The organism is Polaromonas sp. P3_C2, assembly GCF_056402675.1.
In genome coordinates, this window is the sequence record NZ_JBFUGX010000021.1 from 1 (window position 1) to 15,894 (window position 15,894).

Genomic DNA, 15,894 nt, shown 5'->3' on the forward strand with positions numbered 1-15,894 from the left:
GCACCGGGCTTGACGGTGAAGAACTCGTAATGGCTTTGCGCCAGGGTGCCGGTGCCGCAGCGGCCGAAGCCGGTGAAGCCGCGCGCTTCGGCATCGGCCACCGACGAGATGGGCTGCCCACTGCCGTCGGGCTGGGCAATCTCGACCATCGCGTCCATCACGGCATTGCCGGCGCCGTCAAACACCTGGCCGGTGATACGGATGTGCTCGCCCTTCGCAGTGGGCTGGGCCAGCACCGGCGTGAACAGGCTTTTGAGGTCGTAGCCGTATTGCGTGGGCGTAAGGCCGTAGGCAAAAAAGGGACCGACGGTTTGCGATGGAGTTTGTTTGAGTTGGCTCATGGTGTTGTCCTTCCGCCGCTTATTCAAAGCGCGTGGCTTTGGGGCCGCGCAGCACGATGTCGAACACATAGCCCAGCGCGTAGTCGGGCTGGGTCACGTCGAGGCTGAATTTCGAGACCATCAGCTCGCGCACGCTTTCGGGCGCGCCCATGTACATGGGGTCGTAACCCAGCAGCGGGTCGCCGGGGAAATACATCTGCGTGACCAGGCGGCTGGCGAAGTAGTCACCGAACAGCGAGAAGTGAATATGCTGCGGACGCCAGGCATTGGGGTGGTTGCCCCAGGGGTAGGCACCGGGCTTGATGGTCTTGAAGCTGTAGTGGCCTTCGTTGTCGGTCATGCAGCGGCCGGCGCCCAGAAAGTTCGGGTCCAGCGGCGCGTCGTGCTGGTCGACCTTGTGCACGTAGCGGCCGGCCGCGTTGGCCTGCCAGACTTCCACCAGCGTGTTGCGCACGGGGCGGCCGTCTTCGTCGAGCACACGGCCGGTGACGATGATGCGTTCACCCAGCGGGTCGCCGTTCATCACGGCATTTTTGGTCAGGTCGCTGTCCAGCGGGCCGAATTGCCCGGCGCCATAGACGGGCGCATTGAGTTGCGCCAGAGCCTGCTTGATGGGCACCAGCGGCTGCTTGGGGCCGCGCAGCAAGGTGGACTTGTAGCCTGGATAGATGTGAGGCGAATGGCTGGTCCAGTCGCGTGGGGCCAGAAAGCTGTTGTTCAGATCGGGTTTCATCGATGTCTCCAGAGGTCGAAAGAGGTTGGCGCCTTTTTAGCAGGCGCTTTTCGGGTTTTTCGTGCTGAGCCGACTTTAATCGGCCGAAACAGTTATGTATATTGACATTTTCTCGACTTATCCATAACCAGATGGTCAAATCGGAGCATGGTCGATGAACGCATCAAATACCGGCACCTGCAGTGCTTTCTGGCGGTGGCGCAGCATGGCAGCCTGCAAAAGGCGGCCGACGTGCTCGCCATCACGCAGCCCGCCGTATCCAAAACCCTGAAAGAACTTGAGGGCCTGCTGGCGGTGCGGTTGTTTGAGCGCGGGCGCAAGGGCGCCGTGCCCACACGCGAGGGCGAAGCCTTTTTGCGGCATGCCGGCGCCAGCGTCAGCGCGCTGCGTGAAGCGGTCGCCAGCGTCGCGCAGACACGGCGGCAGGGCAGCGCGGTGATTGCCATCGGTGTGCTGCCGACGGTGGCACCGTGGCTGATGCCCTTGCTGCTGGCGCGGCAAGAGGCTCAGTCCGGGCCGGATGCGCACACCAGCCTGCGCATCCAGACCGGCTCCAACCCCGAACTGCTGGCCAGCCTGCGCCAGCGCGAACTGGACCTGGTGATTGGACGTTTTGCCGAGCCGGCCCATATGTTGGGGCTGACGTTTGAGCACCTGTACGCCGACCCCTTGGTATTGGCAGTGCGCCCCGGCCACCCCCTGCTGGCGCAGGCCGGGCGCAAGGCCGATCCGCTGGCCGGCTTGCAGGCCTTCCCCGCGATACTGCCCACGCAGGGCACGGCCATACGCCATACCGCCGACAGCTTTTTCCTCACGCGCGGCCTGCCGCCGCCTATGCGCCTGGTCGAAACGCTGTCGGTGTCCATCGCACGCGGCTATGCGCTGCAAAGCGATGCGGTCTGGCTTGCGCCGCTGGGGGCTGTGCGGCCGGACCTGGAGAGCGGCACGCTGGTGCGCCTGCCCGTCAGCATGGCGGGCACCGAAGAGCTGGTGGGGTTGACGCTGCGTGCCGACATGGCGCCCACCGAGGCACAGCACCAGCTGATTGCCACCATTCGCGTGCTGGCGGCAGAACGCCGCAGCGAAGCGCCGGCCCTGCTTTAGGCTTCTAGGCCGGCTCGGCCTGCACCGCAAAGCGTGCCGTCAGTTCACCCAGACCCAGCTCTTCAAGCACCTCGCGCAAACGCGCTTGGGCGGCACGGGTTTTACCGGCCTGGGGTTGCTCGGGCCTGCTGGCCAGGATGAGTTCGTTCTTCATCGAATGCTCCCAGCCCACGAGCTCAGTCACCGTGACCTGGTAGCCGTTGGCTTCGAGCTGCAGGCAGCGCAACACATTGGTGATCTGGCTGCCGAATTCGCGCGTGTGCAGCGGGTGCCGCCACAGTTCGGCCAGCGGCGTGCGAGACAGTGACAGGGCACGGCTTTTCTTCAGCACACCGGCCACTTCGGCCTGGCAGCACGGCACCAGCACCATGTGGCGCGCGTTTTTGGCCAGCCCGAATGCAATGGCGTCATCGGTGGCCGTGTCGCAGGCATGCAGGGCGGTGACGATGTCCACAGTGGGCGGGAGTTCAGCCGAAGTGGTGGCCTCCTGCACCGATAGGTTCAGGAACGACATGCGCGAAAAACCCAGCCGCTGGGCCAGCACACGTGACTTGTCGACAAGTTCGGCGCGGGTTTCGATGCCGTACACATGGCCTGCGGTTTTTTCACCGCGGTGCGCGACATTAAAAAACAGGTCGTACAGGATGAAGCCGAGATACGACTTGCCGGCGCCGTGGTCGGCCAGGGTGAAGTCCGCCTTCTCCGCAGCCACCTCATTGAGCAAGGGCTCGATGAACTGGTACAGGTGATAGACCTGCTTGAGCTTGCGCCGCGTGTCCTGGTTGAGCTTGCCTTCGCGCGTGAGGATGTGCAGTTCCTTGAGCAGCTCGATGGACTGGCCGGGGCGAAGTTCTTCGATGATTTGTGCTGCGGATGCGGGCTTTCCTGAGCCCTTCGAAGGCTTTGCCGCGCGCGCGGTGCTGGGTGTTTGCATGGCCTCAAGTTTAGTGGTGTGCTCCCGGTACAGGCGGCCCCGGTACAAAGCCCCTGGGAATCGGCACGGAACACCTGGAAACAATTAACTTGCACACAATTCAATTGTTCGCTATAATTCATCCATGCCCAACAAAACCGACACCGCAAATGCCACTGACGCCATGCTGCAGCTGGACAACCAGCTGTGCTTTGCGCTGTATTCCACCTCTTTGGCCATGACCAAGCTGTACAAGCCCATGCTCGAAGAGATGGGGCTGACCTATCCGCAATACCTCGCGATGCTGGTGCTGTGGGAGCAGGACGGCCTGACGGTTTCGGAACTCGGTGAACGGCTTTACCTGGATTCGGGCACGCTGACCCCGCTGCTCAAGCGCATGGAATCTGCCGGGCTGCTTTCACGCATTCGCGCAGTGGAAGACGAGCGCCGCGTTCACATTACGCTGACGGCAGCCGGCCGCAAGCTCAAGGCCAGGGCCGCAAAGATTCCGGGCTGCATCCTGAGCGCCACCCAGTGCTCGATTCCCGAGCTGGTGTCGCTGACGCAGCAGGTGCAGTCGTTTCGCAACCGCCTCACCGGCTGATTTCTTTCACCATTTCACTGAATTTTTAACCCGCCCCGATCCGGGGTATTTTCCAAAGGAAGCCACCATGACCACACTCGAAAAAGTTCTCTACACCGCCCACGCCCACACCACCGGCGGCCGTGACGGCAAGTCCAAGACCGACGACGGCCGCCTGGACGTCACGCTGAGCTCGCCCGGCACCGCCGGAACCGGCACCAACCCCGAGCAGCTCTTCGCAGCCGGCTACGCAGCCTGCTTCATCGGCGCGATGAAGGCTGTCGGCGGCATGAAGAAAATCGACGTGCCAGCAGATGTTTCCATCGACTCCAGCGTTGACCTGGGCAAGATCCCGAACGGCTACGGCATCGCCGTGCGCCTGGACATCACCCTGCCCGGCATGGACCGCGCCGCAGCACAAGCGCTGGTGGATGCAGCGCACCAGGTTTGCCCTTACTCGAACGCCACCCGCGGCAATATTGACGTGACCATTACCCTGAAGTAATAGAGCCCCCACGGTCGCTCACTGCGTGTAGCTCCCTGCCCCCCGAGGGGGCCGCCCGCCTGCGGCCCGGCGAAGCCAGTCCCGCGGCTCGTGCTGGCATGAAGAGTTCAGCGCGTAAACAGCGCGGGGTATTTCACCAGCAGGGGCCGCGGAACCGGCTTCGCCGGGCCGCAGGCGCCRCCCCCTCGAGGGGGGAACAGGCTACACGCAGTGAGCCTGGACGGGGGTGGTTGTCACCTACGCGGCCCGCCGGTGTTGAACCGGCGGGCCGTTTCATTTAGGGTGYTGTGCATGAACGACACCGCCCTCACAACCTCCTTTCAGGTCCGGAAAGATGACCTTGCCCAAACTCGCTGGCACACCGATCCGCATTTGCCGCTCACGACCGGCCAGGTGCGGCTGCGCATCGACTCATTTGCGCTGACCTCCAACAACATCACGTACGCGGCCTTTGGCGAGGCGATGAACTACTGGCAGTTTTTCCCGACCGGGGAAGACGGCTGGGGCTGCATCCCGGTCTGGGGGTTTGYCACGGTGGCGGAGTCGCAATGCGAGGGCGTAGCCGTGGGGGAGAAGTTTTACGGCTACTACCCCATGGCCGGCGAGCTGGTGCTGCAGCCGGCCCGCGTGACGCCCGCCGGCTTCTTTGACGGCGCCGCGCACCGGCGGGCCTTGCCGGTGGCCTACAACCAGTACATGCGCTGCAGCGCGGACCCGTTTTACGACGCGGCCACCGAAGATGTGCAGTCGCTGCTGCGCCCGCTGTTCATCACCTCCTTCCTGATTGACGACTTTCTGGCGGACAACGACTTCTTCGGCGCCAACGCCATGCTGCTGTCCAGCGCCTCCAGCAAAACGGCATATGGCACAGCCTTTCAGCTGGCAAAGCGGCCGGGTATTGAGGTGATAGCGCTGACTTCGCCAGGCAACGTCGCTTTTTGTGAAAGCCTGGGGTGCTACAGCCGCGTAGTGACCTATGACCAGCTCGAGGCGATTGCTGCCGACACGGCTTGCGTGTACGTCGACTTCGCGGGCAGCGCCGRCCTGCGCCAGCGCATTCATACGCGCTTTGGCCAGCTTCGCTACAACTGTTCGATAGGCGGCACGCATGTGGACGACCTGGCCGCCAAAGGCTGCGCAAAAGACTTGCCCGGCCCCCGGCCCACGCTGTTCTTTGCACCTTCACAGGTCAAGAAACGCATCACCGACTGGGGTGAAGAAGGCTTTGGAAAGCAGCTGGTGCGCGCCTGGCGGGATTTCACGCAGCAGGTGACGGGTGCCAAAACGCCCTGGCTCATCGCCCAGCGGCATGCCGGGCAGACTGCGGTGCAAACCGCTTACCAGGAAGTGCTGGCCGGCAAGGGAGACCCGCGCACCGGCCACATCCTGCAGCCCTGATTCTTTCCACCTTCAACGGACAGGCGCTACGGTTTTTATAGCTGCTCGCGCCCGTTTTTRTTGGCCTGCAGGCATTTTTCGCTTGAGAAACAGGCGTTTACAAGCCCCTGCTGGCAGCGCACCGTCATCTGCGCCGACAATCAGGCATGACAGAAAAACACAAGGCTCCAGCGCACGCAACGCTGCACGCGTACGAGACATTGACACCTGACGTGGTGCTCGATGCGCTGGCCAGCGTCGGTTTGCTGGGCGACGGCCGTCTGATGGCGCTTTCGAGCTACGAGAACCGGGTTTACCAGATCCATCTTGAGAGCCCCGTGGGCGACGCAGACCTGGCGGGCGATGTCGTGGTGGCCAAGTTTTACCGGCCGGACCGCTGGACCGATGAACAGATTGCCGAAGAACACGCCTTCGCCGCCGAGCTGATGGCCGCCGAGATACCTGTAGTGGGCGCGCTGGTGCTGGAAGGCCGCACGGTGCACCACTTCAAGGGCTTCAGTTTCAGCGTGTCGCCCAGCCGCGGCGGGCGGCGGCCCGAGCTGGACAACCTGGAAGTGCTGGAATGGATAGGCCGTTTCCTGGCGCGCATCCACACCGTTGGCAGCGCCAAACCGTTTGCGCACCGGCCGGCCCTGAACCTGCAGACCTTTGGTTATGCCTCGCGCGACATCCTGCTGGCGGGCGGCAACCATGGCGCCCAAGGTTCCCACGGCTACATCCCGCTGGACATGGAGTCGCGCTGGCGCAAGGCGTTTGATGAAGCCATGCTGGTGGCGCAAACCGTGTTTGAAAGCGTGGGCGACGTGAAGAACCTGCGCCTGCACGGTGACTGCCACCCCGGCAACATTTTGTGGACACCCGAGGGCCTGCCGCTGGCCGGCCCGCATTTTGTCGACCTGGACGATGCGCGTACCGGCCCGGCGGTGCAGGATTTGTGGATGCTGGTGTCGGGCGACCGCGCGCAGTGCACCCGCCAGCTGGGTGCGCTCGTAGACGGCTACGAAGAGTTCCGCGAATTCGACCGGCGCGAGCTCGCGCTGATCGAGCCGCTGCGCACGCTGCGCCTGGTGCACTACAGCGCCTGGCTGGCACAGCGTTGGCATGACCCGATCTTCCCGATCAATTTCCCCTGGTTCGGCTCCAGCGACTACTGGAAAAGCCAGGTCGATATGCTGGAAGAGCAGACTGAGGCGATGCAGGAAGCGCCGCTGGTGTGTTGAGTGGGCGTATCTACGCCCCCTACGGCTCGGAAATTGCTATTTATTTGATAGCTGCTCGCGCACGTATATAAAGGGTTTCAGGCCGATTTGATGAGAAAAAGAGGCGTTTTTTGCCTCTTTTTTGCTTTTGCTGCTGAATTGTCGCGCGACGCCTACACCAGCAGCGCGTTCACCCGCCGCACGTACGCCGCTGGGTCTTCAGGCATGCCGCCTTCGGCCAGCAAGGCCTGGTCAAACAGGATGTGGGCCAGGTCGTCAAAATGCGCACCTTCCACACCGGCCTCGAGCTTTTTAACCAACGGGTGCTGGGCGTTGACCTCCAGGATGGGCTTGGACTCGGGCACGGCCTGGCCGGCCTGCTTGAGCATGCGGGCCAGCTGGGTCGACATGTCGCCGTCCTGCACCACCAGGCAGGCGGGTGAATCAACGAGACGGGAGGTGGCGCGCACGTCCTTGGCCTTGTCCTTCAGCGCCTCTTTCAGCTTGTCGAGGATGGGCTTGAACTGCGTCTGCGCTTCTTCGGCGGCTTTTTTCTCGTCTTCGTCCTGCAGTTTGCCCAAATCAACAGCACCCTTGGCCACCGACTGCAGCGGCGTGCCGTCAAAGTCGTGCAGGTAATTGAGCGCCCACTCGTCCACGCGGTCGGCCATCAACAGCACTTCGATGCCTTTCTTGCGGAAGATTTCGAGCTGGGGGCTGTTCTTTGCCGCGGCCAGTGTGTCGGCGGTGATGTAATAAATCGCGTCCTGGCCTTCCTTCATGCGGGCTTTGTAGTCGGCAAAGCCCACGCTGACGGTATCCGTCGTTGAGCTGGCAAAGCGCAGCAGCCTGGCCAGTCGCTCGCGGTTGGCAAAGTCTTCGCCCAGGCCCTCTTTGAGCACGGCGCCGAACTCGCCATAAAAAGCCTTGAACTTGTCCGCGTCATTGGCGGCCAGGTCTTCAATCATGGAGAGCACGCGCTTGGTGCAGCCCTCACGGATCGCCTTGACGGCGCGGCTTTCCTGCAGCAATTCGCGCGAGACATTGAGCGGCAGGTCGGACGAGTCCACCACGCCCTTGACGAAGCGCAAGTAGGTCGGCATCAGCGCCTGGGCGTCGTCCATGATGAAGACGCGCTTGACGTAGAGCTTGACGCCCGCGGCCTTGTCGCGGTTGAACATGTCCATCGGCGCCTTGGCCGGGATGAACAGCAGCTGCGTGTATTCGGTGGCGCCTTCCACGCGGTTGTGCGTGGTGGCCAGCGGCGCTTCGCTGTCGTAACTGATCTGCTTGTAGAACTCGTCGTACTGGTCTTGCGTGATGTCTTTTTTGGCGCGCGTCCACAGCGCCGCGGCCTGGTTGACGGTTTCCCATTCGCCGGTCACCACCATCTCGCCGGGCTGGTCGTTTTCGCCTTCCTTCCATGCTTCTTTCTGCATCAGGATGGGCAGCGAAATGTGGTCGGAGTATTTGTTGATGATGCCTTTGAGTTTCCAGGCGTTCAGGTAGTCGAGCGATTCCTCCTTGAGGTGCAGGATGATGCTGCTTCCGCGCTCGGCACGTTCGAGCTCGCTGACTTCAAACTCGCCAGTGCCGTCGCTGCTCCAGCGCACACCCTGGTTTGCCGGAAGGCCGGCGCGGCGGCTTTCCACTGCGATGCGGTCGGCCACGATAAAGCCCGAATAAAACCCGACGCCGAACTGGCCGATCAGCTGCGCGTCATTCTTCTGGTCGCCCGAGAGTTTGGCCATGAAGTCGCGCGTGCCGCTCTTGGCAATCGTGCCGAGGTTGTCGATGGCTTCCTGCTGCGACAAGCCGATGCCGTTGTCAGTGATGGTCAGCGTCCCGGCCGCCTTGTCAAAGCTCACTTTCACCTTGAGCTCGGGATCACTTTCATACAGCGACGCATCGTTCAACGCTTCGAAGCGCAGCTTGTCGCAGGCATCCGACGCGTTGGAAACCAGCTCGCGCAAAAAGATGTCCGGGTTCGAATACAGGGAGTGCGTGACCAGCTTGAGCAGCTGCGCAACTTCGGCTTGAAAAGACAGGGTTTGTTTCTGCATGGTTAGGGGCATGGTTGTTTCAAGTTTGTTACTGATTCACTGGATTGGGAAGAAAAAGCCGTTTTGGATGGCAGTATTTACGCTTGTTACTTGTAAGTCTTTTGGCTCTATTTACGAATAAATCCAATAATTTCAACGGTTTGACGTGACAAATTCCCCACTAGAAGGTGCTGTTACAGATACAAATCAACCGATTTCAGAAATATCTGGTTACAGTCCATTCACCTTCACATTTCCCTTGTTTGTTATTCGTTTTTTAACTGGAGAACAGTCATGAAAAAGCTCATTTTAGTAATCGCCCTCGGCCTTGCCGCTATCGCCACCCTGCCCGCCTATGCTGCCACCGCAGCCGGCACCTTCAACGTGGTGATCAACCTGACCTCGAAGTGCGAGATCAACTCCACCAACGCCGCCACCGGCGCGGTCATCAACAACGTGGTGTTCAACTACACCTCGTTCCAGACCACGGCGGCTACCTCCACCGGCGGCGGTTTCAACGTTCGTTGCACCAACTCCCTGCCTTACACCCTGGCACTGAGCAACTCCGGCGTGACCGATGATGCCGTCAACCTGGCTTATACCCTGGCACTGAGCGCTGCTGCCGGCACCGGCAACGGCACCGACCAGGCCTTCACGGTCAACGGCACCATGGCCGCCGGCCAGGCTGGTACCTGCGCCACGGCGACTTGCACCAATACCGCTGCGACCAACAAAGTCAAGACCCTGACGATCACCTACTGATCGCCCCCCGGGCTTGATGTCAGCCACGTCGACAGTCATGATCCGCAAGGCCGCCTTCGGTGTTCTCCTGATGCTTGCCGCTGCTGCCTGCTTCGCGGGCGCGGCGGCGGGGCAGTTGTCGGTCCAGATCACGCTGAACGTCCCGGGAAACACCACCGGCAATGGCAACGCCTGTACCAGCGCCACCGGCTCTGGCGGCAGCGGTGCCTCGGTGCAGGTAACCTGCAATTCGAATGTCTTTGTCAATATCTCGCAAGTCCGCAGCCTAGGGGATGCCCGCTTCATGCCCGGTTACCGGCCCACGCGGGACTCCCTGCTGCCCGACTACTGCCGCAATGAGTTGTCCCGCAACGACCCTGGCGCCCGCTATACCTGCCGGCTCCAGGACCAGCGCCAGGTGGCCACGGCCGACGAAGAATCGGATGACGGCTGGGAAATCGAAAGCCGGCGTTACGCCCTTGACACAGATGCCGCGGCGATTGAAAAACAGGCCCGTTTGCGGCTTCAGGATGACCGCGGTACCGTGACGGCACTGCACGTTGCCCATGCCGGTAACCTCTCTAAATCGGTAGAGATGCTGGTATCCTTCTGAGGATGAACGTCTCACAGCGCCGAAGCAAGCTTGTTACCTACGCCTTCCTGCTAAGCCTGCTGGGGCCTTGGGCGGCTGCCACGGCAGGCGTTTTTTCGGTGACACCGGTGCGGCTTTACATGACCCCGCGCGATCGGGCCATCGCCGTCACGCTGTCTAACGAAGCCGATACCGAAGTCGTGCTGCAGGCTGACATCAACACCTGGACCCAGAAACCCGACGGCACTGACGAACTCGTCCTGACCGAAGACCTGATCCTGGCCCCTCCCATCATCAAGCTGGCACCCAAGGCCCGGCAAGTGGTACGCCTTGCCCTGCTGAAGCCCGCAGATGCAAGCCGGCAGCTGACCTACCGCATGATCATTCGCGAAGTTCCTGAAGCTGTACCCGCAACTGGCATTCAGGTTCCCATCGCGCTGGCCTTGAGCATGCCCGTGTTCATCACGCCCCCTGTGGCCAAACGCCAGGTTAGTTGCACTAACCAGCTGGCGGACGCCAAAACCCTCAACCTGCAATGCAGCAATACCGGTACGGCTTACGCCCAGATACGGGAAGCGACCGTCACGCGTAGCACACAAGTCCTGGCCCGGTTTGAGGGTGGCAGTTACATCCTGCCCGGTGCCCGTAAAACGGTCGGGCTTAAGGCAGAGCAGGCCCTTACAAAAGGGGACGCCCAACTGGTGGTGACCTTTGATGACGGACAAAGCCTGACGACCAGCATCACGCTGCCTTGATTTGGTACCCGATTTCAATGAGGCGCTGGTGGACTTTACGAAAACACCCCGTAGCGATTGGCATTGCAGGCCTTTGTTGCGGCCTGCTGGCACACGCCCAGACACCCGCCTCCTCTAATGCGCCGCCAGCGGCCCGGTCATCCAGCGACCGGCTCCTTCCGCTGGAAGTCTTCATCAACAGCACCAAGGGCGGCGTCTGGACCCTGCTTGAGCGCAACGGCATCCTGTATGCGCCGGAAGATGCCTTTGAAGAGTGGCGGCTGAACCATCGGCCCAGCGCGCAGGACGTTGATTTCCAGGGCCAAAAGTGGTTTCCGCTGTCTGCTATTCCGGGATTCGAAGCGCGGCTGAATTTCGCCGACCAGTCAGTGGATCTGGTGTTTTCGCCGGCAGCCTTCAACGCCGTGCGCCTGACGCAGGAATCCGCCATGCGTCCCCCGCTGTCGCCGTCGATCCCCGCTGCATTTGCGAATTACGACCTCAATTACATCACCAYCCGCAGCCGCATAGCCGGCAGCACCACGGATGCGAAGGACCTGGGCGCCTTGACTGAATTCGGCGTGTCGGGGGAGATGGGGCTGTTGACCAGCAGCTACGTGGGACGCAACCTCATCAGCCAGRACCCGACACTCAGGGCCTCATGGCGCAGGCTTGAAACCACTTACACGCGCAACTTCCTGGACAGCAACAGCTCCCTGCGACTGGGTGACAGCAGTACGCGCACCGGAATTTCGGGACGCCAGGTGTATTTCGGCGGCATACAGTTCAGCAAAAACTTCTCGCTGCAACCTGGCTTTGTCACCCAGCCGATTCCCACCGTGACCGGCCTGTCGGCGGCGCCCAGCACCGTTGAGCTCTATGTCAACGACGCATTGCGGCAAACTTCCAAGGTCCCATCCGGCCCCTTCAGCATCGACAACTTTCCCGCACTGACCGGCGCCGGGGAAGCCCGAGTGGTGGTACGTGACATCCTGGGCCGGGAAACCGTCGTCACCCAATCATTTTTCAGCAATGCCAACCTGCTGGAAGAAAACCTCAGCGACTGGAGCTTTGAGTTGGGGGCCGTACGCCGCGACCTCGGGATTGAGAACGCCGACTATGGGGATCGCTTCGTTTCAGGCCTCTGGCGCCAGGGCCTGAGCAAAAGCCTGACGGTTGAAGCCAACGGCGAATGGTCGAAGTCTCTGATGCGTGCCGGCGCCGGCGCCAGCTATGAGCTGCCCTTCCAGATGCTGGGACAGACGGCGTTTTCGGCCAGCCGCAGCGACGCGGCTGGCCAGGGCACCAACTGGATGGTCGGGGTCGAGCGCAGCGGACTGCGGCACGGCGTGTCGCTCAGCGCGGAAGGCGCATCGCGCGGCTACCGGCAAATCGGTATTGATACGCCATCGCCCCGCCTGCAAACCACCGCCAGTTACAGCTACAGCAGCGACAACTTCGGCGCCTTCAACGTGAGTTACGCTGGCTTTGACAACTACGACCTCGGAAAGCTCAACACACTCAGTGTGAATTACACCCTGCGCCTCGGTCAACGCGCAGCCCTGACTTTGAGCGCCACCCGCCTCAGCGGCATCAGCTCGGGGACTTCAGTGGGCGCCACCCTGATCGTGCCGCTTGAGAATCGGGTCACCATCGCCGCAGGTGTCACTACCCGCAGTGGAAGCACCGAAGGATATGTAAACGCCAGCCGAGCAGTGAGTGCCGAAACCGGCTGGGGCTGGCGAACGGCGCTGGGCTCCCGTGCGGACGGCCGCTATGCGGAAGGCGGCGCTTATTACCAGGGCACCAAAGGCCTGTTTTCGGCTGACGTCAGCAATGGGGAGAGCCAGCAAAACCTGCGCCTGGGCCTGATCGGGGGCATGGTGGCGGCCGAAGGCCAAGTCTTCGCCACTCGCCGCGTGCAGGAAAGCTTTGCCATTGTCGAGGTGCCAGGTTATGCCAACGTGGGCGTGGGCTTCCAGGGCAGTACCCTGACCCGAACCAATTCAGACGGCGTCGCGCTGCTGCCGCGCCTGCTACCGTTCCAGCGCAACAGCGTACGCCTGGATCCGAGCGAGCTGCCGATCAGCGCCGAACTCGACTCCATCGAGCTCGAAGCCGTGCCGGCGCTTCGGGGGGCGGTCAAGATCGCGTTTCCCGTCCGCTCAGGACGGGGCGCCTTGATTCGTATTGAGCTGGACGATGGCGAGCCGGCGCCCTCGGGTGCAGAGGTTGAGCTGATCGGCGACAAGAAAGAGTTTTTTACCGCTCGCCGCGGCGAGACCTTTGTCACCGGCCTGCAGGCCCAGAATCGCCTGCGCCTGAAATGGAACGGGGCTACCTGCACATTTGCGGTGGAGTTGCCGCCCGGCAACCTTGAGGATATCGCCCGGGTAGGCCCGGTACGCTGCAGTGGTGTCAAACGATGATTGACACCAAACCCTGGCGCCTCGCCGCTGCGGCCTGCCTGACTCTTCTGGGCGCGGCACCGGCCTGGGCCGCGCTGATCTGCAACGCCACGGCGACGCCTGTGCAGACGGTGTACTTTGAGAACGACCCGAATCCCACAGACGGCGCGTGGACCGTGACGATCAACTGCACGCGCGGCCCCACAGATTCAGCCAGCTCAGACTACACCTTGCAGGCCGATAACGGTTTCAACCCCACAGGCAACACCAACCAGGCGGTCAACGGTAACGGCCAGACCAACCGGATCGCTTACGAGCTTTACAGGACGGCACCAGGCAACGGCGCATGGGGCGGAACCACGGCCACTGACTTCGCCGGAACGATCAACTTCGGCGGCGCCCTGACAGCCAGTGCCACCCATGTCTTCTACAGCCGCATTGCGGCCGGGCTCAACAAGAGCGCCAAACTCTTCACCGATACCGTGACCATGCGCCTGCGCTATGACAACGGCCCCGGCAACGTGGATGTCTTCCCCACATTCCCCGTGAGCATCAACAACCAGTCCGTCTGCCTGCTCAGCACGCCGCCGGGCAATATCCAGTTCAACTACGCCTCCTTTCAACTCGCCGCGRCCACGGCCAGTACGGCCTATGCCGTGCGCTGCACCATCGGCGAAACCTACACCATGGCGCTGGACGCGGCGGCAGGAAACCTGCTCGCGCTCAACTACGCCCTGGCTTTGAGCAATCCAGCAGGTCAGACCGGTACCGGCTTCCCGCAGAATTTCACGATCAACGGAACCATCCCAGGCGGCCAATCCGGCACCTGTGCAACGGGCATGTGCACCAGCACGCAGGCGCGGACCCTGACCATTACTTACTAACATCCATCTTGTTTTCCGTCAGCGTGATTTTTGTCACGATTTTTCGACACCAGTACCCACGGGAACGACGCAATACGGCACCATGCACAGTACTGCTACAAAACGTTACCATCAGCAGTTAGGAGTCGTCCCGCCAACGAAGGCCCGGGCGATTAACGGAGTCCATCGATGAGTGTCTCTTACGCATTGCGCATAGCCCTGGCAGCCCTGCTGTGCACCTGCGCGCTGCAAGCCAAAGCAGCCATTACCTGCACACTCGCAGCCACATCCGTAGACCTCAATTACACCAACGGGGCCGCCGCCGCCAATGCCAGCGGCACCATCACTGTGAACTGCACCAGGCTGTCGACGGACGCCAACAGCACCACTTATTGGGTCAGCATTGATTACGGCAGCCGCACGGGCCTTACCCGCCGGGTTTTCCGTCACGGCGGCGGCACCATCAATGCCGACCGGCTCGATGTCAATATCTACAAGAATGCGACCACGACCGACTGGATCAACACCGGCACCGGGCGGGTGAATGGAACGTTGAATTTCGGCGCTGCGCTAAGTGCCAGTACCACGCTGACCTACAACTTCCGCGTGGTGGCAGGACAAACCGGAAACACGGCAGGCATTTATGACGAAACCTTTATCACGACCCTTCAGCTAGCCACTGCCGGCCCCGTCGTTGCCACCACGACCTTTACACCCACCGTGAGCATCATCGCCCAATGCTTTGTGGGGCAGGTGGCGTCAGGCAATACCGCCCCGGGCGCCATTTCGCCCTCCACACTGACACTGGACTACATCTCTTTTGCGCCCACCCCCCAGACCAGTACCATGAACTTCACGGTCGACTGCACTCGCGGCACCAGTTATGCCCTGGCGCTATCACCGGCAGCGGGCACATTGCTGGGCCTCAACTACACACTGGCACTCAGCGGTGCAAGCGCAACGGGCGATGGCCGGGCTCAGCCCTATACGGTGACAGGCACCATTGCAGCCGGCCAGGCAGGCACCTGCTCTACAGCCACCTGTACTGCCACCCAGACCGGGGTTACGGTCACCGTCACCTACTAACGCGCATCCCTGGCGCACCCGTCAGCAAGCTCCTGCCGCCAGCCGGCAGCGAGCGCTTTGCTGTTTTTATGCCCAATAAGGCCAGCATTCCACAGCCTTGTCGCGGCTCATATAAGGCTGGCACCCCCATATTGAAGAAAACCCCAACAAAACATCAATTTCATCAATTAATTTAATAAATCAAATTTGTGTGAAATGTCACTAATTAACAGTTATGAGGTGACTTTTACCAATTGATTCAAATTATCAAATTCGATAGCATGACTGCAACAACTGATATTTTTAAGGAGTTGCACCATGAAGATCATCAAATTTGCTTTTGTCGCCGCCTTGGCCACGCAGTCCCTGCTGGGAATTCATGGTGCAGCCCTGGCGCAAACATCCGGCTCCTTTGGTGTCACCATCATGTTGCGCAGCTTCAGTGAGGCTGTCACGGCAGATCATCGCTGCACCCATCGCGGCCAGCCAGACGGCCAGGCCGGCACCCTGCGCATCAGCTGCCCATCCACTGTGGATATCCAGGCTATCGCCGCAGCATCGACCAGCAAAAGCGGCCAGATCCAGCGCATGAACGCCATGCCCGATTCCGCTGCAGGTAGCCGCCTTGCTGTGGTGGCAGGCAAGCCCATGAACTCCCGGGACCCGGTTGCAT

16 protein-coding genes are annotated in these 15,894 nt (G+C 61.5%); 12 read left to right on the forward strand and 4 right to left on the reverse strand.

The window, feature by feature from the left end; translation table 11 throughout:
- Together AC1DWI_RS02075 and pcaH are read right to left on the reverse strand one after the other, a co-directional pair.
- A partial coding sequence (locus AC1DWI_RS02075; protein ID WP_477724307.1) for a peptidase associated/transthyretin-like domain-containing protein occupies positions 1-341 on the reverse strand: 341 nt, incomplete at its 3' end.
- 19 nt (positions 342-360) lie between these two features.
- Entirely contained in the window at positions 361-1,074 is a 714-nt protein-coding gene (gene pcaH / locus AC1DWI_RS02080) for a protocatechuate 3,4-dioxygenase subunit beta (RefSeq protein ID WP_477668618.1), read from the reverse strand.
- 147 nt (positions 1,075-1,221) lie between these two features.
- Here pcaH and pcaQ point away from each other — a divergent pair, with 147 nt between their 5' ends.
- Positions 1,222-2,178 carry a pca operon transcription factor PcaQ gene (pcaQ, locus tag AC1DWI_RS02085; RefSeq protein WP_477668619.1) on the forward strand — a complete coding sequence of 319 codons (957 nt, stop codon included), beginning with the start codon at positions 1,222-1,224 and terminating at the stop codon, positions 2,176-2,178.
- Between the two features lie 4 nt (positions 2,179-2,182).
- Here the strand turns inward: pcaQ and AC1DWI_RS02090 are convergent, their stop codons facing one another.
- The gene (locus AC1DWI_RS02090) at positions 2,183-3,112 is read right to left on the reverse strand and encodes a class I SAM-dependent methyltransferase (protein ID WP_477668620.1); all 930 of its coding nucleotides are present in this window, start codon (positions 3,110-3,112) and stop codon (positions 2,183-2,185) included.
- A gap of 124 nt (positions 3,113-3,236) precedes the next feature.
- Between AC1DWI_RS02090 and AC1DWI_RS02095 the strand changes: the two genes are divergently transcribed.
- The 4 genes from AC1DWI_RS02095 (at position 3,237) to AC1DWI_RS02110 (ending at position 6,797) form a co-directional block, all read left to right on the forward strand.
- Positions 3,237-3,695, forward strand: a complete 459-nt coding sequence (locus AC1DWI_RS02095; protein WP_477668621.1) for a MarR family winged helix-turn-helix transcriptional regulator — start codon at positions 3,237-3,239, stop codon at positions 3,693-3,695.
- A 67-nt stretch (positions 3,696-3,762) separates the two neighbouring features.
- The gene (locus AC1DWI_RS02100) at positions 3,763-4,179 is read left to right on the forward strand and encodes an organic hydroperoxide resistance protein (protein ID WP_477647553.1); all 417 of its coding nucleotides are present in this window, start codon (positions 3,763-3,765) and stop codon (positions 4,177-4,179) included.
- A 291-nt stretch (positions 4,180-4,470) separates the two neighbouring features.
- Positions 4,471-5,577, forward strand: a complete 1,107-nt coding sequence (locus AC1DWI_RS02105) for a DUF2855 family protein (RefSeq protein WP_477724308.1) — start codon at positions 4,471-4,473, stop codon at positions 5,575-5,577.
- A 146-nt stretch (positions 5,578-5,723) separates the two neighbouring features.
- Entirely contained in the window at positions 5,724-6,797 is a 1,074-nt protein-coding gene (locus tag AC1DWI_RS02110) for a serine/threonine protein kinase (RefSeq protein ID WP_477668623.1), read from the forward strand.
- A 152-nt stretch (positions 6,798-6,949) separates the two neighbouring features.
- On the opposite strand, the gene htpG is transcribed toward AC1DWI_RS02110, so the two are convergent.
- Entirely contained in the window at positions 6,950-8,839 is a 1,890-nt protein-coding gene (htpG, locus tag AC1DWI_RS02115; protein ID WP_477668624.1) for a molecular chaperone HtpG, read from the reverse strand.
- 273 nt (positions 8,840-9,112) lie between these two features.
- Here htpG and AC1DWI_RS02120 point away from each other — a divergent pair, with 273 nt between their 5' ends.
- The 7 genes from AC1DWI_RS02120 to AC1DWI_RS02150 form a co-directional block, all read left to right on the forward strand.
- Positions 9,113-9,580: a Csu type fimbrial protein gene (locus tag AC1DWI_RS02120; protein ID WP_477668625.1), complete on the forward strand. Its 468-nt coding sequence runs from the start codon at positions 9,113-9,115 to the stop codon at positions 9,578-9,580.
- 37 nt (positions 9,581-9,617) lie between these two features.
- A complete protein-coding gene (locus AC1DWI_RS02125; protein WP_477668626.1) occupies positions 9,618-10,172 on the forward strand; it encodes a hypothetical protein in 555 nt (184 codons plus the stop codon).
- A gap of 2 nt (positions 10,173-10,174) precedes the next feature.
- A complete protein-coding gene (locus tag AC1DWI_RS02130; RefSeq protein WP_457281347.1) occupies positions 10,175-10,906 on the forward strand; it encodes a fimbrial biogenesis chaperone in 732 nt (243 codons plus the stop codon).
- A gap of 17 nt (positions 10,907-10,923) precedes the next feature.
- Positions 10,924-13,314, forward strand: coding sequence for a fimbria/pilus outer membrane usher protein (locus AC1DWI_RS02135; RefSeq protein ID WP_477724309.1), 2,391 nt, complete (start codon positions 10,924-10,926; stop codon positions 13,312-13,314).
- Entirely contained in the window at positions 13,311-14,177 is an 867-nt protein-coding gene (locus AC1DWI_RS02140; RefSeq protein WP_477724310.1) for a spore coat protein U domain-containing protein, read from the forward strand. Before AC1DWI_RS02135 ends, AC1DWI_RS02140 begins: the two co-directional genes overlap by 4 nt.
- A gap of 168 nt (positions 14,178-14,345) precedes the next feature.
- Entirely contained in the window at positions 14,346-15,242 is an 897-nt protein-coding gene (locus tag AC1DWI_RS02145; protein ID WP_477668629.1) for a hypothetical protein, read from the forward strand.
- Positions 15,243-15,539: 297 nt separating this feature from the next.
- The coding region (locus AC1DWI_RS02150; RefSeq protein WP_477724311.1) for a hypothetical protein at positions 15,540-15,894 on the forward strand (355 nt) is incomplete at its 3' end.